This is a genomic window from Streptomyces sp. NPDC057136, from assembly GCF_042670885.1.
GTDB lineage: Bacteria > Actinomycetota > Actinomycetes > Streptomycetales > Streptomycetaceae > Streptomyces.
The window spans coordinates 1-22,383 of the sequence record NZ_JBHUUV010000025.1; the positions used below are offsets into that span (position 1 = coordinate 1).

The 22,383-nt window shown below is 71.1% G+C and carries 9 protein-coding genes and 1 pseudogene; 1 reads left to right on the forward strand and 9 read right to left on the reverse strand.

Annotated elements, in window-relative coordinates:
- Nucleotides 1–133: 133 nt before the first annotated feature.
- The 4 genes and pseudogenes from ACFT7S_RS26095 to ACFT7S_RS26110 form a co-directional block, all read right to left on the reverse strand.
- Nucleotides 134–3,370 (reverse strand): alpha-L-fucosidase, encoded by a 3,237-nt coding sequence (locus ACFT7S_RS26095; protein WP_382735832.1) that lies wholly within the window; start codon nucleotides 3,368–3,370, stop codon nucleotides 134–136.
- Nucleotides 3,371–3,539: 169 nt separating this feature from the next.
- Entirely contained in the window at nucleotides 3,540–4,448 is a 909-nt protein-coding gene (locus tag ACFT7S_RS26100; protein WP_382735834.1) for an intradiol ring-cleavage dioxygenase, read from the reverse strand.
- Nucleotides 4,449–4,818: 370 nt separating this feature from the next.
- A pseudogene (locus ACFT7S_RS26105) lies at nucleotides 4,819–5,110 on the reverse strand (transposase); the annotation flags it as partial.
- Nucleotides 5,111–5,634: 524 nt separating this feature from the next.
- The gene (locus ACFT7S_RS26110; protein WP_382735836.1) at nucleotides 5,635–7,293 is read right to left on the reverse strand and encodes an N-6 DNA methylase; all 1,659 of its coding nucleotides are present in this window, start codon (nucleotides 7,291–7,293) and stop codon (nucleotides 5,635–5,637) included.
- Nucleotides 7,294–7,416: 123 nt separating this feature from the next.
- Here ACFT7S_RS26110 and ACFT7S_RS26115 point away from each other — a divergent pair, with 123 nt between their 5' ends.
- On the forward strand, nucleotides 7,417–9,615 hold the full coding sequence (locus tag ACFT7S_RS26115; protein WP_382735838.1) for a UvrD-helicase domain-containing protein: 2,199 nt from the start codon (nucleotides 7,417–7,419) through the stop codon (nucleotides 9,613–9,615).
- 59 nt (nucleotides 9,616–9,674) lie between these two features.
- On the opposite strand, the gene ACFT7S_RS26120 is transcribed toward ACFT7S_RS26115, so the two are convergent.
- The 5 genes from ACFT7S_RS26120 to drmA form a co-directional block, all read right to left on the reverse strand.
- Nucleotides 9,675–14,975, reverse strand: coding sequence for an AAA domain-containing protein (locus ACFT7S_RS26120; RefSeq protein WP_382735840.1), 5,301 nt, complete (start codon nucleotides 14,973–14,975; stop codon nucleotides 9,675–9,677).
- Nucleotides 14,976–14,989: 14 nt separating this feature from the next.
- Entirely contained in the window at nucleotides 14,990–15,328 is a 339-nt protein-coding gene (locus tag ACFT7S_RS26125) for a hypothetical protein (RefSeq protein WP_382735842.1), read from the reverse strand.
- A 202-nt stretch (nucleotides 15,329–15,530) separates the two neighbouring features.
- Complete coding sequence (gene drmC, locus ACFT7S_RS26130) at nucleotides 15,531–16,295, reverse strand: DISARM system phospholipase D-like protein DrmC (protein WP_382735844.1); 765 nt, start codon at nucleotides 16,293–16,295, stop codon at nucleotides 15,531–15,533.
- Entirely contained in the window at nucleotides 16,292–18,217 is a 1,926-nt protein-coding gene (gene drmB / locus ACFT7S_RS26135; RefSeq protein WP_382735846.1) for a DrmB family protein, read from the reverse strand. The genes drmC and drmB overlap by 4 nt, the downstream gene beginning before the upstream one ends.
- Nucleotides 18,214–22,278 carry a DISARM system helicase DrmA gene (gene drmA, locus ACFT7S_RS26140; RefSeq protein ID WP_382735848.1) on the reverse strand — a complete coding sequence of 1,355 codons (4,065 nt, stop codon included), beginning with the start codon at nucleotides 22,276–22,278 and terminating at the stop codon, nucleotides 18,214–18,216. The genes drmB and drmA overlap by 4 nt, the downstream gene beginning before the upstream one ends.
- Between the last annotated feature and the right edge of the window lie 105 nt (nucleotides 22,279–22,383).

Below are 22,383 nucleotides of genomic sequence, written 5' to 3' on the forward strand. Positions count from 1 at the left end.
GGGCTGTGGTTGGGGGCGTCATTCCGCGCGGCCCCGGGGCGGGGGTCACCCACCGTTGGGGTGTGGGGGGCCCGGTTTTTCCCGCGCGGGGCGGGGGGGGCGGGCATCCCCCCCCGGCCGGACCGTCCCGACGTCAGGACATCCGCACCCCACGGATCTCCCAGCCCTGCGAGCGCAGTCGCTCGGCCGCCGCCGCATTGCCTGCACCGATGAGCCGCGGCGCCGCTCCCCCGCCCCACATCCCCAGTACGGCCGGGGCTTCGGCGGTTCCGTACCCCTGCAGGTCCAGGCCGCCCCGGCAGGTCGTACCGGCCTTTACCCGCACCTCGGCGCTCGGCGGGAGGTTGATCTCCCGCAACTGCCCCAGGCTGTTCAGCGGCCGGTCCGCGCTGCCGGTGCCCGCGCGGGGCGCCGTGCAGTCGACGTAGTACGCCGTCTGCTGCGCGGGGGCCTCCGCCGCCGCGCCGTACACCGACACGGACGCCAGGTGCACCGGTCCGCGCGCGGAGGTGAACCGTATCCGCATCGCGTCGGTGGTCACCGGGGCGGGCAGAGCGAGAATGCGCTGGTAGCCGACCGTTCCGGTGGTCGCGACCTGCGTCCACGACCCGTCCGCCGCACGGGCCTCGACGGTCGTGGTCCGCACCTGCTGCCCGCCGTCGGCGATGTCCTCGTTGATCACCAGCCGGTCGACGGTCCGCGCGGCACCGAGGTCGAGGGTGACGCTCCGGCCGGAGCCGTCGGGCAGGACCGCGGCCGTCCGGTTGTCGCCGTCGGTGACCTGCGGCGCGGGCGTGCCGTCGGTCGTCGCCGTGGCGCCGAGCGCCAGGTCCACCGGCATGTCCTTGCGCAGCGCGGTGTTCCACTCCGCCAGCCGCTTCACGTCCGCGTCGGGGAGACGGCCCCGGCGGTCCGGGGGGATGTTGAGCAGCAGCACCGAGTTGCGGCCGACCGAGCGGTAGTAGATGTCCCGGAGCTGGGACACGGACTTGGGGCTCTGGCTGTCGTGGTAGAACCAGCCCGGTCGGATGGACACGTCGACCTCGGACGGCCACCACACCAGCTCCTTGGCACCCGCGTCTGGGGCCTTGACCAGAGCTTCGTCACTGCCGATGTCGGCCGCCGTCCCGCTGGGAACGACCCGTTGCTCGCCCGTGGCCTTGCTCTCGACGGGGATGGTGCTCCACTCGTTCTCGCGGGCGAGCCCGCTCTCGTTGCCCACCCACCGGACGTCCGGTCCGGCGACGGCGATGGCCGCCTGCGGGGCGAGGGCCCGGATCAGGGCGTAGTAGGCCGTGAAGTCGTAACTCTCCCGGCTCGCGTTGGGAATACCGCCGTCCGCCCCGTCGAACCAGACCTCGTCGACCGGGCCGTACTGGGTCAGCGTCTCGTAGAGCTGGTTCAGGAAGTACGCGCCGTAGTCGGAGGCCTTGAAGGTGAAGGAGGGGATGTCCTGGCCCGCACGGTCATCACCCTCGACAAGGGTGGGGATGGTGCGTTCGGACTTGGCGGAGCCGTTGGCGAAGACTCCCTCGTGATACTGGTTCCAGTCCGAGGGCGAGAGGTAGAGGCCCACCTTGAGCCCGTACCGGCGGGCGGAGTCGGTGAACGACTTCAGTACGTCGCCCTGCCCGTCCTTCCAGGTGCTCGCGGCCACGTCGTGGCCGGTGTAGCGGGACGGGAAGAGCACGAAGCCGTCGTGGTGCTTGACCGTCAGGATCGCGTAGCGGAACCCGTTGTCCTTGAGCGAGCGGGCCCATTGGTCGGTGTCGAGGTCGGTGGGGTCGAACAGGTCCGGGTTCTCGTCGCCGTGACCCCATTCGTTGCCAGTGAAGGTGTTCATCCCGAAGTGCAGGAAGGCCGTCCGCTCGGCCTCCTGCCATGACGTCTGCCGCTGCGAGGGCCGCAGCGCCGAAGCCTTGGAGAGGACGGAGGCGGCGCACTCGCCCGAGGTCACGGAGATCCGGTTGGCCGGATCGATGACGCTGCGGGTACAGGGCAGCCCGCCGAGCTGGAGGTCACCGGCCTGTGCACCGGTGGTCACGGCCACGCCGTACGCCGTGCCGGCCGCGCCCATCAGGAAGTCCACGGTGCGCGCCGCGACGCTCACCCCGGTCACCGGTACCGGCTCGCCGACCGCCTTTCCTGCGGCGAACAACGTCAGGGTCCCGTCACCTGTGGCGTCGAGGTCGCTCAGCAGCCCGAGGTGATGGAAGGTCAGCCCGGACCGGTCGGCCGGCGGCGGCAGTTCGCGCGTCGCCTCGGCCGTACCGCCCCGGAGCCGGACCGTATCGCCGTCCATGCGTTCGAGCCGGACGGCCCCCGCGATGTCGATCAGCGTGGCCGGGCCGGACAGGGCGCCGGGCGCGATCACCGCCTCGGCCAGGACCGACCTGCCGAGCGGGGCGTCACCCAGGGTGGAGCCGTCCCAGCTCAGCCCGCTGCCGGCACCGGCCAGCTTCAGCGCACCGGCCTGCTCGATCTCCCCGCCCCGGACGGCGAGCCGCCCGTCCACCACTTCACCGGCGGCCGGCTCGTACGCACCCGAGGTCACGGCACCGGAGAACGACGTGTGCAGATGATGACGCAGGTAGGAGCCCGCGTTCTGGTAGTTGAACATCGACGGCGAGAACTCACCGCTGACAGGGGCGAACCGGGTCTTGCGCACGCTGCCGGCGAAGCCGCGGTTCAGAGCGCTGGGGTGGACGTCGTTGCCGATGCCGACGAGATCGGGCCGATTCACGTTCAGGGCCGCCCTGCCCTCGGATGCCTGGACGTCGGGGAGTTGGGCCCCGTCGAGATAGGCAACCATCGACGCGCCGGTGGCGGTGGGCAGATAGGCGAGGGAGAAGACATGCTTGGCCCCGGGCGCGGGGACCTCGGCCTGCCCGATCCGGCTGGTCCAGGCGCCGCCGACCTGGGCGTCGTACGAGTAGCGCAGCTTGCCGCCCTGGTAGCGCACGACGAGGTTCCCGCCCACGGCGAGCAGGGTGGCCAGTTCGGACTGGGTGGCGCCGGGCCGGAACTCCGCCTCGACGACGAAGCCGCGGTCGAGCGTCGCCGTTCCGAAGGCGGCATCGGCGGGGGTGAAGCCGGCGCCCGCCCCGCCGCCTCCGAGTACGAGCCCGCGCTCGGGATCGAGGGTCTCCGAACCGGCGCGGCGGGCGAGCGTGCCCCCCAGGGTCTCGCCGGTGGCCGCCGTATACCTGTTCCCGTTCGAGAACGAACCGCTGTAGGAGACGTCGAGGAGCGAGGCGTCCTCCGCCGCGACCGCTTGCGGTCCGGGTATCCCGAAGGCGGTGAGAACCAGTATCAGAGCCGACAGCAGCGCGGTTCCCGCTCTGCCGACCCCCCTTGGGTACTGCGGCATACGAGCCCTCCCTGGGCCGGCGGGCCGTTGGGGCCTGTCGGCTCACTGGACGCCGCCGCCATAGATCCGATGTCTCTGGGAAACTAGAGGCCCTGGGAGCCGCAGACAAGCCCTGTCACCAGATTTGATCGGACATCAGTCGGATGAATCGGCTGACACCCGAGAGACACTAGGCGCCGGGCGTACCGCTCGGGGGCGGTCCACTCGGCGGTCCACTCGGCGGTTCGCCCGTGCCACCGCTGGGTCGCCCCTGCCCGGCCCCCGAGTTCTCGCTGTCGGGGTCGACGCCGAGGGTGAGCGTCGCGGTGTATCCCTGGGCCACCGAACCGGTGACGGTCGTCAGCCCCTCCCTGGCGCCACCCCCGCCGTAGACCATGTCTTCGTCGAGCGCGGTCGCGGTCCCGGTGTGCTGGGAGTAGGGCTCCTGCTTGTAGACCTCGTCCCCGTACTTGTCGTCGAAGAACAGCTGGCCGGTGAAGTTCGCCTTGCCACCCTCGTAGGTGTCGCCTTTCTTCGCGCCACCGGTGTGCACCTTGACGTGGATGTGGGTGGCGCGCGGCGTGTACCAGCCCGGGTAGATCGTGGTGATCTCGACGGCCCCGTCGTCCCCCGTCAGCTGATAGCCGCGCAGATACGTCTTGTCGTTCGCATCGCCGGCGTCCTCGCTCTCGGCCGGGGCGCTGCCACCGGGGTTCGCCGTCGTGAAGCCCGAGTAGTAACCCCACGCGTCGCAGTGCCAGATCTCCACGGCCGCCCCCTTCACCGGAGCGCAGGACGCGGTGGTGTCCTGAACGGTGAGCCGCACGGTGAGCGGCACTCCGTCCTTCCCCTCCGTGATGTCCTTGCGGAACAACTGGCCATCGAGGTAGTACGGCCCCTCGGTGACGTTCGCCGAGAGAACGCACCGCCCGCTCCCGGAGGGAGAGGGGGACGCAGAGGCGGACGCAGCGGGCGCGGGCGCGCTCGACGTCTCCTTCTCGGAGGAACCCGAGCAGCCGGTCAGGCCCAGGCCCGCGGCCCCGAGCACGGCGCCGCCGAGGGCGAGTACCCGGCGACGGTCCATCTCACGTTCTGTCATGAGCGGACCGTAGGCCGCCGACGCCGGCGGCCGGAGCCGCGCGCACCGGGCGCCTCCGCGATTCCACCCCATTGCACCGTCCCCGGGCCCACCCACGGCTCGGCAGACCCGCTCCGGCGTGCGGGAAGGGCTTCGGAAATGATCGAGACCCCGCAGCCGAGCCCGTGGCGATCCGCGGTTCACTGCAACGAAAAATGCCCGCCCCTGGCCGAAGCCAGGAGCGGGCACTCTCTACAACTACGCAGAATTCGCGAAGCGAATCCGCTACGTGTCCGAGGATCGACTCACTGCATACGCACATGCCGGTGGTACCGAGCGAATTCCCGCTTTCCTGATCACCACCAGAAACGCCAAGCACTTCTTCTATCGATCAGAAACGCATGGGGTTCTCGTCCAGGACGTAGCGGACGCGTGGTCCGCCGAAGTAGCCGCGGACAAGGTGTGGCTGGCGTTGGCGTCTACGGAAAAACCGGCGGGTCTCAGCGGCGAGTTCAGCCCGATTGCGGGCCCGGTGCCGCCTGGGCAGGCTGCGCGAGGCCGGCGTTGACCAGTTCGTCGGGGTTGAGCTCGGATGAGCAGGGGGCAGGACGTGCGTCTCGATGCTGTCGGGGTGCGGCCGTCCAGTCGCGGACCCTCTTCGAGCGGTGGGCGGAGTGTCCGTCACCTCGTCGATGCCGTGGCCGCGGCCGGTCAGTTTGGCCCGGACGATCGACTGCCTTGATGGATGCGGCTGTCGACTCGTGGTGGGTCGGCCTACCGAAGTGCAAGACGGTGGGTCATCGCCTCGCTGTGCTGTGCTGTGCTGTGCGCGATGTTGTCGGTGTTGCGAACATCGCGGGGCAGGAAGCAGCCCGGCCGGCCGTCCCAGGGCACGACCAGTTCGTCTCAGCCGCGGGGGACCGTACCGAGGACATCGCGCGGGAACTGCGGGTCACCTCACGGTCGGTACCGCGCTGGTGCGTGCGTGGCGCACGGGTGGGGCGGAGCCTCGCGGCCCAGGCAGCCGATGGCCACGGAGAGACTGAACCCTTCGGGCCGCCCCATGGCCCGCCCAGCGGACAGTCGAACACCGCGAGCGCCGCCTCCGCCTCACCGGCCCGTGCCCGCACCCCGGCAGCCTCCACGACGGCACTTGGCAGGCATAGCGCCGATCGAAGAAACGCCCGGAGAAGCGCGCCGTGCTGGATCAGCGCTCCGGCACGAGCGTGCCGCTGCCAAGGCCGACGCGTGCCAGGGTCGTCACCTCCTGACTGAGTTCCGTCACCCGGCGCATCCGCGTCTCGAACTCCTGGAGCGAACGGAATGCAGCTCCGTACCGGCGTTGCTCCGTGATGTCCATCTGCGGGATACGGGCACCCTTGCCGTCGAACCGGAAGGTGCCGCTGGCACTCGTGGAGCGACGGGTGTTGGAGGCGCTGCGCAGGAAGCCCTGGAGGTAGTCGGTGTCGAGTTGTCCGCTGGCCGACACCGGCTCCGGGTCGCCGTACTCCACGAGACCGGCTCTCGCGAGCTCGCCGACGCTGACGGTGGGCCCGTCCAGCACGTCGGCGTCCCCTCCTCCCGCGAGCGACGGGAGCAGTGCGACGATCTCGCGCAGTTGGTCTGCCAACTCTGCGCGCAGGGAGAGGTATTCGGCCCCGTGGTCGCGGTGCGACTCCCCCACATGGCGGCCAGGTGTCAAGTCCACCACGTCGTCCAGCAGGTCGATCAGTGGTACGTCAGCCAGCTGCCCGGCGCCCGCTTCCAGGGAGCCGTCAGGGTCATTGCCGGTGAGGTCGATCATGCGGACGGAAGTGACGGTGTCGCCGCGGCTCTGTGGACGACGCAGTTGCCAGACATGTACCGGCAGCGCGTGCGCGGCGGCAGTGCCGGGCGGCAGCGCGACGACCTGCGTGAGAATGCCGCGCCGAATCAGCTCGGACCTGATCCGCCGTCCCGCCTTGCGGTAGGCGACCGAGGCTGGCATGACCATGAGCACCCGACCGCCAGGGGCTGTGTGGGCGTAGGCGTGCTGGAGCCAGGCCAGTTCCGCTTCGGCCCGCGAAGGGGTGCCCAGCTCCCACCGGGAGTCGAGCAGGAGGCCCTCCCGTCCCCAGTCCGTGACGGCAGCGGGCGGATCGCAGAGTACGAGATCGGCGCGCAGGTCGGGCCACTGGTCGTCCCGGAGGGAGTCGCCGGTGGCCACGGCGACCTTGGGGTGGCCCGTGAGGTCGGCGCGCGACCGGGCGAAGGAGGCGCTGCGTGGATCGAGGTCCTGTCCGTACCTCGTCGCGCCGTCGGCGGGCCCAATGGTGAGAAGGAGAGACCCGATTCCGCACGCCGGGTCAAAGAGCGTCGCGTCACCTGCCACCTCACCCGCGAAGTGGCGCAGCGCCCGTACGACGCGCAGTGAGGTGACCTGGTCCGAACCGGTGCGGCGGACCGAGTCGGTGAAGCGCTCGGTGAGGGCTGAGGCGACGTCGGAGACCGTCGCGTCAGCCGCGAGTGCGCGCACCAACTCGACCGCTTTTTCAGGCAGTCCGGGCGGCGCCGGTGCCGACGGGTCCTTCAGTACGCCGAAGACGTCGTCGAGCGCGCCGATCATCTGGTCGCCGTACGCGCCGCGCAGGGCCTGCCAGAGCTGGACCTCGACGGACGGTTCCCGCCCCTTCTGCTGCCGGTCCAGCCATGCCTGTACGTCGGCGAGAGCGAACACGGGGCTGTGGGCGCCGCCGCCCGCCGGCGCGGGAAAGTCCTCATACCGCCGCCGCCAGTTGGAGACGGCGGCGCGGGTGACACCGGCGATACGGGCGATCTCGGCGCCGGTGACCAGCGGGTCGGCGGGGAGAGCGGCGTCTTCGTTCATACGGGGCACCGTACACGCAGGCGTGAACAGATTCAATAAACACTTGCGTTGACGGTGTACACAGAATGTAGTGTGGGAGCCCTGCGGAGCAACCGGCGCTCCACCGCTCAGGGAGGCACCCGTATGCCCCGACTCGCCCTGTCCGAGGACTTCTTCACCGATCTGATCTCCCTTCAGCGCCCCGTCCAGAAGGAAGTGCGGGACGCCGTGCAGCACTTCCGCTCGCTCGACGCGCACACCCTGCACTCCAGCAAGGGGTTGCACCTGGAGAAGCTGGAGCAGGCACGGGACTCCCGGATCCGTACGATCCGCATCACCAAGGGCGTGCGTGGGGTGCTGCTCGCGCCGGACGACGGCAGCGATCTGTACACCTTCCTGCGCGTCGCGCCGCACGACGCGGCGATCAAGTGGGCGTGCAAGCGTGTGTTCTCCGCGAACAACGCCACCGGGGGTCTGGAGGTCCGCAACATCGAGGTCCTCGAACAGCTGGAGACCTATCTGGCGTCGGAGGCTCAGAAGACGGCGCGGGGATCGGCCACCGGTGCTCCGGAACCCGAGCGGCTGTTCGCGGCGCACTCCGACACGGTTCTGCGCGACCTGGGCATCGACGAGCAGGTGCTGGGCCTGGCCCGGTTGTGCGTGGACATCGACAATCTGCGGCTGATGAAACCCCCCATCCTTCCCGCCGACCAGTACGAGGTTCTGGAGTTCCTCGCGGAGGGGTTCGGGCCCCAGGAGGTGTGGGAGCAGTTGATCGCGCCGCGCGGCCAGACGGTCCGTTCGGCCGACGAGCGTGAGCCCGTCACCCTCACCCAGGCAGTCCGCAACACACCGCACCGGCTGGTCGAGGTGTCAGGGCCGCAGGAACTGGAGCGCATCCTGACCGAAGACCTGGTGCGCTGGCGGGTCTTCCTGCACCCGACGCAGCGCCGCCATGCCCTGCACGCGGGATTCAACGGGCCCGCCCAGGTCACCGGAGGTCCCGGTACCGGCAAGACCGTGGTGGCCCTGCACCGGGTGCGACACCTGCTGCGCCAGGGCGGTCCGGACGACCGCGTCCTGCTGACCACCTTCACCCGGGCCATGGCCGCCTCGCTGCGGGACAGCCTGGCGCTGCTGATCGGGGACGCGGACGCCCGTCTTCTCGACCGGGTGGACGTCACCACGGTGGACTCGTTGGCCTCCCGGATCGTCCGCGATTCGCGCGGCAGCGTGCCGAAGGCGCTCACGGCAGGCAGCGAGAAGACTGCGTGGGAGCGGGCGCTGCGGGGCGAAGCGGGCGGTTGGACGCCCCAGTTCATGGTGCAGGAGTACCGCAACGTGGTGCTGGCTCAGGGCATCCGTACCAAGGAGGCGTACCTGGCCTGCCGGCGGCCGGGCCGCGGAACCCAGCTCGGGCCTGTGCAGCGCGCCCAGCTGTGGGAGGTGATGGACCGGTTCGCCAAGGACGTACTGGCGCGTGACCAGGCCACGTACACCATGATCTGTGACCGGGCCGCGGGTCTGCTCGCGGCGTCCGGGCCGCGCTACCGGCACGTGGTGGTGGACGAGGCGCAGGACCTGCATCCCGCCCAGTGGCGGGTGCTGCGCGCGGTGGTGGCGCCGCAGGCCGACGACCTGTTCCTGGTCGGCGACCCGCATCAGCGGATCTACGACACACGGGTGTCGCTGCGTTCGCTGGGAATCCACATCACCGGCCGCTCCGCCCGGCTGCGGGTGAACTACCGGTCCACGGAGGAGATCCTGCGCTGGTCTGCCTCGCTGCTGGACGGCCAGCCGGTGGTGCGCCTCGGCGAGGACGGGCAGGACGACGCGTCCGTTGACACGCTGCGGGGTTACCGCTCCGAGTTGCACGGCCGGATGCCGGACGCGGTCGGTCACTCCTCCCAGGAGCAGGAGCTGACGGCCATGACCGAGCAGGTGCGGGCATGGATCGACGGTGGGGTGAAGCCGTCGGAGATCGCGGTGTGCGCTCGCTTCAACACCCTTGCCGACACCGTGATTTCCCGGTTGCGCCGGGAGGGGCTGCCGGTGGTGGCCGTGAAGGACGATCCCGGGCCGGAGGCCGAGGGGGTCCGGGTCGCCACGATGTACGCGATGAAGGGGCTGGAGTTCCGTTGCGTCGCGGTGGTCGGCCTGACGTCGTCGGTCCTGCCGTACGCCCAGCAGGTGACCCCGGCCTCGGTCGACCCGGTGCAGCACCGCCAGGACCTGCTGGCCGAGCACTGCCTGCTGTTCGTGGCGTGTACGCGGGCGCGCGACGCGCTGGTGGTGTCGTGGAACGGGGAGCGCAGCCCGTTGCTGGACCCGGTGGCCGGCTGAATCTGAATTGCGCGCGAGGGGGGCGGCCAGCGCCGTTCGTCGCCCCCCTCGCACCGTGGTCAGGCGTGAATGGCCCGTATCCGGACCGTCCGGGCCTTGCCGTCGGTCTCGTAGGTGCAGTCGGCTCCGACCCGCTGGAACACCAGACAGGCTCCCAGCGGTAGTGCGGGCGGTACTGCCCTCGCACCGTCCGGGGCGAACTCGGCGAGGACGTATGTGGTGTCCGTGTCGACCTCTCCGTCGAATTCCAGCTCCAGCAGGGCGCCCGGTACGGCGACGGTGAGCGGCTCACCGTCCACCGAGACCTCGTCCACGAACGCCCGCAGGGTGTCCAGATGTGCACGCCTGCGCTCCCGCCGGTCGGCCCGCAGCCGGCGTTCGTCCGGAGCGACCCCGGCCGTCGACGGATCGTCGGCGTGCAGCGCGCTCTGGAGCTGCTGGATCTCGGTGAAGAGACGCGTGTAGACGGAGACGGGCACCGACGTGACGGGGAACGCCCCGGGGAGTCCGGGCAGCGACTCGTTCGTCAAGGGAACTTCCTCGGCGTCAACTTCAACTTCGGCTTCAGCTTCGGCAAGCGCCCATCCTTCGGGGACGGGTACTTCATAAGCATGCCGCCCGTCCCCGGCCCCCAAGTCGTCCGGCTCATCACTCGTTCCCCGTACGACGCCCGGCCCGGCCTGCGCCTGAGGCTCGATGCCCAGCCGTGCCAGCTCAAACCACAGCGGCGCGAGGGCCTGTTCCCGGTCGAAGGCGAAGCGACTGCCCCGGATACGTACGAACACCCAGGCCACGCGTTCCAGATCGCGCTGGCGGGCAGCTGCCGTACCCGCGTCCTCGCCCTCCGCGAAGGCATCACCGTCGCAGGCGACCGCGAGCCTCCGGGTGCCGCCCTCCACGACGAGGTCGATGCGGTGGCGTCCGACCCGGTAGCGGGGCCGTACCCGGTAGCAGCGGCCCACCAGTTCCAGATACACCTGCTGCTGGAACAGGGTGTCGAAGGACTCGTGCCGGACGTCCGGCAGCACCTCCCCCGGCACGGCGGCCACTGCCTCGGGTTCGGCGGGCTGGCCGACGTGGTCGATCCACTTGCGGCGCAGGTCGTTCTCGTGGAACTGGCCCACGGTCACGCTGTGGAAGATCCACACCTGGTCCCTGGCCCGGGACGCCGCCACGTTGAGTCTCTGTTCGTACGACTTCCCGGTGAAGCCGCCCTGCGCCGTTCCGCTCTTCGTGGTGGCCGAGTTGACGCAAGAGACGAACACGACGTCCCGCTCGTCGCCCTGGAAGTCCTCGGGCTTGCCCACCCTGATGCCCCGGTCCTCCCGGTCCTCGTACGAGAGGCGCTCGGCCAGCAGGTTCTCCAGCTCGGTGAGGTGGCCGTTGCTGCTGCGGAGGCTGATGACGCCCATGGTCAGCCCGGCGTAGGCGGGGTCCTCGCAGCACTTCACGACGGCGTCCACCAGGGCCCGCCCCTCGGCCTTGTTGACGAGCCGGGTACCACTGCCGGTCTCCGCGGCGCCCTCGACGTACACCGTGCGCACGGGAGCGAGCCGGTCCGCGCCGTACTGCCGCAGAGGCTGGAGCTTGTCCGCGTAACAGAGGTGGTTGGAGAAGGAGATGATCTCCGGCATGCACCGGAAGTGTTCCTGGAGCATGAGCGTGCCGCGGCCCGCCGACAGCGCGTGGCTGAGGTCGAAGAAGCTGGTGTCCGGGCCGAACAGGCTCCGCCGGGTCTCGGTGAGGGTCGGCAGCAGGCGGTCACGGAGCTGGAAGTACTCCTCGTGCTTGAGTCCCACGTTGGCGGGGCTGACCTGCTTGTCGTCGCCGACCACCACCATACGGTTGGCGAGCCAGCTCAGCAGCATCGCTTCCAGGCCCGACTGGCTCGCCTCGTCGACGATGACGACGTCGAAGATTCCCGGCCGGTCCAGCGGTACGGTCTCCGCGACCTGGTGCAGCGGCATGATCCAGGCCGGTACGGCGCCCTGGGCGGCCCGCAGCGCTTCCTGGGCGTCGCGGCGGTACCGGTGCTGGTACTTGCCCTTGATCTTCCTGACCGCGTGCTGGTACGCCGAAAGCGCCAGCGACTGGTCTCCGGTCAGCAGGCCCAGGCACCGGTGCCAGGCACGGGCGGTGGCCAGTCTGGCGAGGGTGATGCGGGCCTCGTCGTCGGCCTCGGTGAGCCGCCTGCGCAGATCCTGTTCGACACCTGGTGCGGTCATCCGCTCCATCCGCGCGCACCACGCACTCCACGCCCACGCCTCGTGGAGCGTCGGCAGCCGGGTGTCCCAGGCGGGGTCCTGCGGGTAGTCCTCGATACGGCGGGCCAGGTCCGGCAGCACGCCGTGCACCTCGTCGTACGCCGACTGCCGTGCTGCCCTCAGCCGGACCGCCTCGCGGACCTCAGCCAGCTCCTCGCAGAACGCCCGGTACCCCTCCGGGTCGCGAGCCCGGACCGCGTCGTGGGCACGCGCGACCGCGGTGGAGACGCCGGGCCGGTCGAGCCAGGCGTGGAGGAACTGTTCGGCGTCGGCGACCAGTTGCTTGGCCGCTTCGGCCTCCCGCAGGGTGGTGGCCACCCTCAGCAGGGAGTGCACGGCCTGCTCGACGGCGGGCTCGTGCCAGGGGGCGGTGGCGAGCTCGGGCGAGGTGGCGGCTGCCGCAAGCACGTCGGTCCGGGCGTCGGCCACTGCGAGCAGGGCGTCCAGGACCTTGAGGTCCTGCTGGAGCCGGGCGAGCCGCGAGCTGTGCCCCTGCCAGGGGGTGACCGGGTGGCCTCCCTCCCGCTCCATGCGCCCGAGGTGCAGTTCGAGCTGAACCCGGGCGAGCGCCACGGCGGCGGTGGCCTGGTCCGTCGGGGCGCGGCCGTCGACCTTGACCCCCTCCACGAACGGGGCGACCGCCTTGCCCAGCTTGCTCGTCGTGCCGAACATGCCGGTCAGACGCTGTCCCTGGCCGAGCCCGTCGTGCAGAGCGGTGGCGAACCCCAGCGCGGTGTTCGGGTCGAAGGGTTCGAGTCCGGTGACGAGTGCCGTGCCCAGCGCGTCCACACAGCCCTGGGCGGTGCTGAGTGCGTCGGCGATTTCCGCGCGGCGGCTGCGGATCTCCCAGTCGAGGCCAGCGGCGGCCTGGCCGAGTGCGGCCAGGGCCCAGCCTCCTGTGGGCCGGGCGAGCGATGCGGCGCGGGCCCGGGCCGCCGAGAAGGTGTGCAGAGCCTCGTTCAGCTTCCGCTGCGCGGGTTCGTCGAGTCCCCGCACCTGCCTGTCGTAGGCCCGCGCGGTGGTGTCCTGCGCGGCTTCGGCGTGCGCCGCCTCCGCTTCGCGTGCGATGGCCACCGCAGACTCGAACTCCGACGCGGTCGGCAGGTCCGTGGGGCCGGGAACGTCGGCGGCCAGGGCGCGGTGGTGCGCGGTGAAACCTCGGACGGCGTGCAGCAGGCGGAGCGCCGCGGCCGGTTCGAGGGCGGGCGGGCCTTCCGGTACGGGGCCCAGCCACTCGTGCTGCGAGCGTTCGGCCGCGAGACGTTCGGCGATGTCCTGGAGGCTCCCTCGGTAGTCGCCGATCTCGGCGGAGTACCGGAAGGTCTCCGCTTCGCGGACCGCCGCGAGATCGTCGAGGAGCTGTCTCTGTCGCGTACGGGCGGCGTTCAGCCGTGCCTGGAGGGTGTCGATCTCCCGCTGGGAGGCCTTGGGGTCGTAGCCGGAGTAACGGGAGAGGATCGTGTGCACGGACGCCTCCAGCTCACGCTGGGCGGCGGCGCCGTCCTCGGTGCGGCTGACGCACAGGTCGCGCACGGACTCCGGAAGTTTGTCCCGCAGCACGCGCAGCGCACGCGGCGTGTGGCTGGTGATCAGTACGCGCTTGCCCTGGGCGAGCAGGTCCGTGACGAGGTTGGCGATGGTGTGGGTCTTGCCGGTGCCGGGCGGGCCCTGGACGACCACGAGGCGGTTGTCGTGGAGCCGCTCGGCGATGGTCCGCTGCTCCTCGTTCGCGGACAGGGCGAAGAAGACCTCGGCGGGCGTGTGCGCGGGCCGGTCGCCACCCAGATCGGCGACGGTCTGTGCGCCGCCGCGTCCGGCGATGTACGCGAGGAGTTCGGTCGGCGGCATGCCCTGCTCGACCTGGCCCGCGACGGCCTGGAGGGCGTCGAGCATGGACCGGCGGTTGCGTTCCAGCAGGACGAGAGCGGGGGCGAAGCAGACCTGGGGCACGTCGAGGCTGCGGGGCTTCTGTCTCTCGATCCCGGGCAGGTACTGGGCGGCGGAGTGGACGGCATTGGTCCAGCTGCCCAGCGCGAGGTGCAGGGCCTCGACGTGCTCTGCCTCGGAGGCGTCGGCGGCGGTGTCGAGGGCGTGTGCGATCTCCTCCCTGACATCGCTCTTCACGCGCTGCTCGCCGTCCAGCATGCCTTCTTCGAATCGCACGCCGGGTGAGCCGGGGTCGGGGGTGGCCGTGAGTGTGCCGGTGGCGGGGTCGAGCTGGAGCGTGGCCCGGTGTACGAACAGGTGCCGTTCCACGCGCTGACCGTCGAGGGACTGCCAGGTGAGTCTGCCGACGCCGAGGACGAGTTCGTAGCTCTCGCCGAGGTTGGCGGCGTCCTCGTGCATCTTGTGCAGCTTGTCGTAGAGCCGTACCAGCGGGTCGATCGCACGTCGCCGTTCGGCCCACGCGCCCCACTCGGCACTCCACTCCGTGTACCGCTTCTCGATCTTCTCGCGGTCGGGGTGGTCGTCGAGTTCCGTGTACGTCTTGTCCAGGAGCACGCCTCTCGCGTAAGCGATCGGCTCGGCCTCGATGCGACGCCTCAGCAAAGGGGCCTGCCACGGCTGGAAGTCTCGGACGAGCGTGGTGTCCACCCAGGGCGCGAGGACGCGGTGCGGCATCGGCGGTTCCTCGCGCCGGGGCCGCTGCACCGTGAGCCACGCGGGCCCTCCGTGCGCGTCGGACAGGGGGCCTTCGGTCATCACGACCACGCCCGTGTCGTCGGGGAGCTCGTCGAACCAGACCGCCCCGGCCGCGGTGTCCAGCGTGCGCACCGGCCGGACCCGGGTCTCCTCCGCCTCGGCAAGGAAGCGGAAGATCTGCTGCACGCGGCGGACGTCGAGGTCGCCTCCCCGGCCGACGGAGGGCGGGGCCGGGGGTGCGAGCCGGTCCGCTGCGGGCAACCCGGTGGAGGTGCGCCGGACGGCGGTTGTGTCCACGGTGTCAACGACCTGCGGGTGGTGGGCGGGAGCGGGGACGGGGGCAGCCGGAGCAGCGGTCACCGCCACCGTGCTGAACGTAACGCTGGGGCGTTCCCCGTCCTCGGACGGGATCACGACCTCAAAGTCCAGGTGCTCACCCGTACCGGGCGGCACGCTGAACCCCCACCTCAGGGAGGTGGGGGCCCCGGCCGCAGGCTGCCTTGCGGGTCCGACGGATCGAGTTGGGAATGGTCGTACTCCTCGACCTGCCGCGCCATGCGGCCTCGCGGACCGCAGGTGACGAGCAGCCTCAGCCCTTCGAGGGCCAGCCAGGACCTGCCGCCGTTGGTCAGCACCAGGGTGCAGGCCACGAGGTCGTCGCCTGCCCGGTGGTCGATCAGGTTCGCCGGGTCGCCCGGACGGTACGGGCGTACGTCCTCGACCCGTACCTGGAGTCCGTCTCCGTACGTGTACGTCGTCCCGACCTGCCAGATCGCATCGCTGTCGGCATCACCGCGCTCGCTCACGCCCACTCCCAAACAAACAGGTAGGAGCGAGTCGTCGCACCCTACGAACCCATCACCCTGCACAGCCCCGGCACCGGACACGGGCAACGGGTCGTCATGGTTGCAGAACTGACGCTCACTCAGACGCCAGCATTCACATAATCTTCCCATGCCCTGACGAGGCTTGACGAGGCTATCAACTTCGTGAACTTAGTTCACAGCGTTACGGTGAGAGGGGTTTCAGGATGTGGCGGCGCTGGAGTTCCCTTATGTGGTCGGCGGCACGCTCGGGGGCGGAGCCGCCACGGATCAGCACCCCGGCTTCGAGGTTCTTCTGGACGCCGGACTGGGTGAGGTTCGCGCTTCCCAGGAACAGGGTGCGTCGGTCGGCGACCGCGAGTTTGGCGTGCTGGCGGGCACGGGGCGACTCGCGCACCGCCGGGTCCCAGTGCCACAGGCGCAGGCCCGCGATGCCGGCGAACGCGGCGGCAGGCTCCGGACCGCTGAGCAGTCCGCCCGCACCCCGGTGCGTCTCCACCACGATGTGCACCTCCACCCCGCGCGCCACGGCCGCGTTGAGCGCGGTGGCCAGGGGCGGGTAGGCGCGGGCGGAGTACGTCATGGCGAGGAGTTCGGTACGGGCGGAGGCGACCACCTCGATCAGGACCTGGGCGGTCGCCCGGACCGGGACCCCGGGGGTGGCGGGGCCGCTCCACACCGTACGGACGTCGACCTCGTCGCGCCGTCGGGTCCAGCCCGCGACGTAGCCGCGGAGGTAGGCGGCGGCTTCCGGGTACGGGAGGTCTGCCTGGTCGGCCGCGCGGTAGAGGGCGGTGACCGGTTCGACGGAACCGGCGAACCGGACGGACGACAGGGCGTGTTCGAGGCCCCGGCCCCTGGCGAGGACCCCGGCCACGTCCTTGGTACGGGACGGGCCGAGGGCGTCGACCAGTACGTGGGCCGCGGCCTCGAACGCGCGGCGGGTCACGGCCGGAGCTCCACCGGGGTCAGTACGAGGTCCGCCGCGTCGCCTTCCGCGGAGGCGTCGCCGAGGGGGACGAGGAAGCGGCGGTCCAGGTAGCGGTTGCCGCGTTCGCAGGTCGTCTCGGAGACGAACAGGCAGACGTGGCAGGCGGCCCCGTGCAGGAAGTCCGCCGGGTGCTGCGGGAGCCGCTCGGAGCACAGCGGGTCGGACGAGCAGCGCGAGGCGTCGCCCAGGGCGCGGCGCACGATGCGCTGGAGCGGGTCGGGGTCGGCGAGGGAGACGAGTCCGCCGAGGGTGCCTTCGGAGTCGGGGACGGCGGTGTAGATGAGGATGCCGGTGCGCGGGTCCTCGGCGTCGCTCGCGTAGATCCGCTCGGCCAGCGAGGCGGAGTTGTAGCCGCATTCCAGGGCGATGGTGCGGATGAGGAGGTGGGAGAGGGTGTGCAGGGCCAGGTAACGCGGGCCCGGCCAGCCGTGCATGTCGTCGAAGCCGCTGGTGATGCGGTCGGACTTGCGGTTGGTGCGGAAGCGCCGGTACGCCTCGCGGTGCGCGTCCATCGCGGCCGACTTGACGATCCGGCCCTCCCACTGCGCCATGAGCTCCTCGCGGACGCGCAGGAAGATGCCCTCGCCGCGCACTTCGCTGGCAGGCACCCACTGCTGGGCGCCACGGCTGAGCCGGACCGGCGTGGCGATCTCGGGGGCCTCGGGGTCGGGGGCGTCGAGCCGGGTGAATCCGGTCAGGGCGCGGGCTTCGCGGAGCCGCTGGACCTGACGCACATGGGAGAAGAGCCCGTCGAGAGCGGCGGGGACCTTGACGGTTTCCAGCGCGAAGTCGTCGGTAGGGGTGGGCAGTTGGTCGGCGGCGAGGACGGCCCATTCCGGGCCCAGGAGGTCGGCTGCCACGGCGGCCGGCGCGGGCACGACGTCCCACGGGTCCGCGTCGAGGAAGCGCTGGCGGGCCTGGACCGCGTCGATGATCACGCCCGCGTCGTACTCCTTGAGGTAGCCGTACGCCGGGAGCGAGGAGATGAGGTCGTACGCGGCGGTGGAAGTGATGGCCTTCAGCTCGGGCCAGCGTTCCTCGACGAGTTCGGTGACGCGTTCGGTGTTGCCGGGGGGCAGGGCGAGGGCGCTGAGGGTGATGGGGAACCACTGGTTGGAGGCGCCGGCGACCATCAGGATGGCTTCCTGGTCGCAGCCCTCGCGGTCGAAGGTGCCCAGGTGGGGGTGGCGGCCACGGCAGGCGGGGAGGTTGCGGCGGCCTTTTTCGCCCATGGCGTCGCGGATGTTGCGCGGGGTGCCGCAGGCCAGGCATTCGAGGGTGACGTTGGCGGCCTGGTTGCCGCCGTGGTCGCGCATGCGCAGGCGGGGGCGGGGGGCGTGGGTGCATTCGCCGCCGTGGTGGACGAACGGGAGGTAGGGGAATTCGTCGAGGTGGCCCGCCGTGCAGACCAGGGTGAAGCGGGCGGCCACCGCCAGGGGCTTCTTGCCCTTGGTGCGGCAGTCGTGGACGAACTTCGCCTCGTGCGGGGCGCGCGGGTTGTTGTTGACGAAGGTGAACGCCTCGGTGTCGATGGGCGCCAGTTCGTCGCAGGCGGTGCAGCGCAGCCACTGCGGGAACGGGCTCACCGGCACACCGACGCCCTGGGCGGCCAGGCCCTTGGGGTCGTTGTCGCCGCCTTCGAGCCAGGGGGCGGCGCGCAGTTCGGTGATCTGGTGCTCGCCGTAGAGCTGGAGGGAACGGTTGACGGCGGCGCGCAGCCGGGGTTCCTCGATGACTGAGTCGGCGAGGCCCGCGTGGCTCCAGAAGTCGGTTCCCTTGACGAGGACGGAGAAGTTGGGCAGGTCGACGAGGGAGCCGACGCCGGCCGTGAACATCAGGTGGCTGGGCCGGGCCGAGCCGACCTTCCGGAAGTAGCTCATCGATTTCCCCGTCCCTTGCCGTTGCGCTTGTCGTTCGCCGTGCTGCCGGTGCCCGGCTGCTGTCCGTACTCGTCGCTGCCCACTGGGCTGTCGCCCAGGTCCGCGCCGTCGTCCCCCGCGCCCGGCGCTCCGCCCGCGCCGAAGTTCCAGCGGGGGCCGCCGTGCGAGGGCTGGTCCAGGAAGATTCCGTTCGGGCCGCTGCCGGGGAGCAGGAGGTTGAGTTCGTTCTCCGTCTCGCGCATGGACATCGGGACGGTCAGCACGTCCCAGCGTGCTCCGTCGGCGCGCCGCAGGAGGGGTGTGAAGCGGGCGTCCTTCTTCTTCTCCTTGCGGTAGCCGAGCGCGCCGCCGGCCGAACGGCGGCTGCGCCATTCGTCCTTGAGGGCCTGGATGCGGTCGGACAGGTACTCCCTGGCCCGCTCACCGTCGACCCGCTCCGCACGCTCCAGGAGACGCTGTTCGACGCGTGCGGCGATCTCGCCGTCCAGGTCGAGGGTGGCGGCGTCGCCGTTGCGGGAGTGCTCGTAGGCGGCCTGACGGAGTGCCGCGACGTAGGTGGGGGCGGTGCCCCGGTCGAGGGCGCGCCGGGTGAACGGGGTGACCGAGAGGGCTTCGACCTGGCGGTAGAAGGTGGCGTGGTAGTGCCCGAAGTCCTCGAAGTGAGCCAGGTCGCGGGGACGGGACCAGTTGTACAGGGTGACGACGAGGCCGGGGCGCTTGCTGTCACGGCCGACGCGGGAGGAGGCCTGGATGTATTCGGCGGTGTTCTTGGGCTGGCCGACCACCAGCATCAGCCCGAACCGGGAGACGTCCACGCCGACCTGGAGCATGGAGGTGGCGAGCACCACGTCCACGGCCCGCTTCTGTCCGGGGGTGGGCAGGGCACGCGGGTCGCGCTTGTCCCTGCGGGCTTCGAGGGCTTCGGCGATCAGAGCGCGACGCCGCGCCGAGGTCTCGTAGTCGGGGTCGAAGCCGGACTCCAGGCGCTTGAGGGTGGCGCCGATCTCGGCTGAGGAGATACGGGAGGTCAGCTCCTGGATCTCCAGCATGCCGGTGCGGGAGACGATGCGGTCCGCGATCGTGTGCCGGCCCTTGCGGCTGCCGTTGCGGCGTACCCGGGTGGTGATGTCGTCGTCCAAATAGCGGCGCATGCCGGCCAGTTCGCGGGTGGCGTTGAAGTAGCCGACGAGCGTCATGTACGGGTCGGCCGGGTCGCCGTAGTCGTCGAAGAGCTGCTGCGCGCCGAGCAGCAGGATCTCGGCGACGCGGATCTCGGCGGCCTTGAGGCGGGTGCCGTGGGCGCAGATGCCGAGGTAGCGGCGGCCGGGGTGGCTGCGGCTGAGCTCGACCTGCCGGGAGAAGAAGGTGTCGCCGACGTCCACCACCTGGGGCGGGAAGACGGCGACCTGCCGTCCGAAGACGCCGCGCACCTGGTCGGCGGCGCGCTTGGTGGTGGCCGTCGAGGCGACGATCTTCGGCCCGGTCTCGACGCGTTGCCCTTCGGGGGTGGTGTGGGCCCAGGTGCAGAGCTGGTCGACGGCCGCCTCGAAGAGTCCGACGGTGGTGCCGAGTGCGCCCGAGATGAGGTGCAGTTCGTCCTGGATGATCAGGTCCGGCGGGCGCAGCCGGGTGACGGGCCTGGCCGTGGTGGCGCGCAGGTCGCCGCGGGTGGTGTGGCGGCTGCCGCAGCCGGTCTGTTCGTCGAGGTCGTCGTGGCGGTAGCCGTGGCGTTCGCACCAGGTGGTGACGCGGCCGAAGAGCAGTCCGGAGTAGCCGTTCCAGGGGAGTTGGGCGAGCTTGTCGACGGTGGCGATGACCATGGCGGGGGCGAGCCGGTAGATCTCCTCGTCCACGGTGAGGACGGGGATGCCCTCCCTGGGGGAGCTGAGCCGCGAGAACGGGCAGCGCGCTTCCTCCGTGCCCTCCCCCCGCGGGCAGTACAGCAGCACCCTGCGCCGGTCGTCGTCCTCCCGCATGTCCCGGTGCGCCTTGAGGCCCTGCCCGCACCACGGGCAGCTCAGCACCTGGATCACCCGGGCGTGCTTGTCGCTGCCGCTCTCACGGGACCCGGCGATCTGCTCGCGCGCCTCGGGGTACCAGTTCGGCGAGACGGAGGTGCCCACCCACAGGCCGATCCGGAAGGGCTCCTTCCCCCACCGCTTGGGGTGCTCGCACGCCCCGCGCGCCTCGCACTCGGCACGCTCGCAGCACTCCTTCCCGTACTCCTCGCGGCGCAGCTTCTCGGCCGCGCACACCAGGGCGGCGGCGCGCTGGAACTGCTGGGCGGTGAGCAGCCGCAGCGTGTACCGCATGAGGACGCCGACGCCTGCTTCCCCGCTGTACGCCTGGGTGCCGGAGCCGATCACGCCCTGGAGGCGGCGCAGCGCGAAGGTGTAAGCGGCGAGACCGAGATACGCCTCGGTCTTGCCGCCGCCGGTCGGGAAGAACAGCAGGTCGACGAGGGCGTCCCGGCCGGTGCCCCGGTGCGGGTGGGCGGGGTCGGTCAGCGATTCGAGGTTGAGCAGGACGAAGGCGAGCTGGAAGGGGCGCCAGCTCGCGCCCGCCGCGCCCTTGTCGTAGACGGCCTCGCGGGCGCTCTCGTACGACGCGGGGTCGTCCTCGGTGCCGAGGCGGGCCCGTTCGGCGGCGATGGCGGTGTTGCGGCGCTGGAGCGCCATCGCCCGGTTGGCGAAGCGGAACGCGTCGAGTGCGGTGTCGCCCAGGGCGTCTTCGGAGCCGAGCCGGGCGATGCCCGCGCCGATGCGCAGGCAGACGTCCTCGGCCTCGTCGATGGCGGCGCCCGCCGCCCGCCGCAGGTCCTCCGGCAGCGTGTCGGCCTTCTTCCGCTGCTCCGCCAGCCACAGCCGGTACCCGTCGGCGAGCGGCGAGAGCACGGCCGTCAGCTCGGCGCGACGGTGCGGGACGGCGAGGTCGGCCAGCGCGTCCATGGACAGTTCGAGACCGGTCAGCCGCTCTTCGGTGGCGAGGTCGGGGGCGGTGGTGTCCCGTACGTCGTACTCGGGCAGCCAGGTGGTCTCGATGCGGTACGCCCGCCGCTCGCCGGGCCGCACCGCGGCCTGCACGGCGACGTTGCGGCCCACGGCGTGCCGCAGGCTGTCGCGGTAGAGCAGCCGCAGGCGTCGCTCCTCGGCGTCCTCGGCGGCCACGCCCTTGCCCACCCCGGCGGTCAGCGGGTCGTCGACGGGCAGGAAGACGGCGGTGGTGTCGTCGACGAAGGCGGTGGCGGTGAGGGCGGTCTGGAACAGCCAGTTGCCGTCGCGGTGTTCGTTGAGTTCTTCGAGGAGGTTGACCAGCGAGACCTCGACCACGCGCAGGTCCTCGGTGCCGGGGGCGCCGGGCCGCTCCCACACCTTCACGTCGAGGACGATCCCGTTGTCGGGTTCGCCTTCGAGGGGCTCGGAGGTGAGGTTGCCTGCCTGGGTGACGTCGATGTCGCGGGTGTGGGTGACCTGTTGGCGCTCCCACACGCGGCGGGTGCGGGGATGGGCGGCCCCCGGCTGCTCCCGCTCGCCCTCGCTCTCGCCCTCCGCGACCTTTGCCACCTGCTCCCTCTTGTCCGCCTGCTCGCTCTCGACGCGGGCTTCGGTCAGTGTGTACCGACCCCAGGAGGCGGTCAGGGTGAGCGTGCCGATCGAGGCGGGCACGACGAAGGACATCCCCATCGAGGACGCCCAGATCCGTCCCGACGCCTGCGGGGTCAGCCGCTCGGGCAGCTCGCCGTCGTCGCCTTCCGCGTCCCCGCCCTGCTCCATGTCGCCCTGCTGCGCGGCGTCCCTGGCGATCCGCTTGCGGGTGTCGTCCCCGGGCCGGGGCCCGAGCATCCCGACCAGATAGCGGTCGCGCGGCCCGGCGGAACGCTGCGGCAGCTGCTCCTTCTCCCCGTCCCAGGGGCCGAGGAGATCACGGCGGATGTACGTGCCGAGGTCGCCCCGGACGTCGTAGGAGCCGCCGGAACGGAAGGTGTGCGGCACCTCGTTGAGCGGGTGCGGCACCGTGGGGGCGGGGGGAGGCGTGGACTGTGCGGGCATGGAGCGGATCACGGCCCTTTCCGTACGGGTGAGGCAATATCCAGAGACTAGCCGGGGCCACTGACAATCGACCCTGGAGCAGGATGCAGGTCATTGACTCAGTTCACAAGTGGATTG

Coding starts and splice junctions, on each gene's coding strand:
- ACFT7S_RS26095 (WP_382735832.1), bottom strand. CDS start 3,370: ATGCCGCAGTACCCAAGGGGGGTCGGCAGAGCGGGAACCGCGCTGCTG.
- ACFT7S_RS26100 (WP_382735834.1), bottom strand. CDS start 4,448: ATGACAGAACGTGAGATGGACCGTCGCCGGGTACTCGCCCTCGGCGGC.
- ACFT7S_RS26110 (WP_382735836.1), bottom strand. CDS start 7,293: ATGAACGAAGACGCCGCTCTCCCCGCCGACCCGCTGGTCACCGGCGCC.
- ACFT7S_RS26115 (WP_382735838.1), top strand. CDS start 7,417: ATGCCCCGACTCGCCCTGTCCGAGGACTTCTTCACCGATCTGATCTCC.
- drmB (WP_382735846.1), bottom strand. CDS start 18,217: ATGAGCTACTTCCGGAAGGTCGGCTCGGCCCGGCCCAGCCACCTGATG.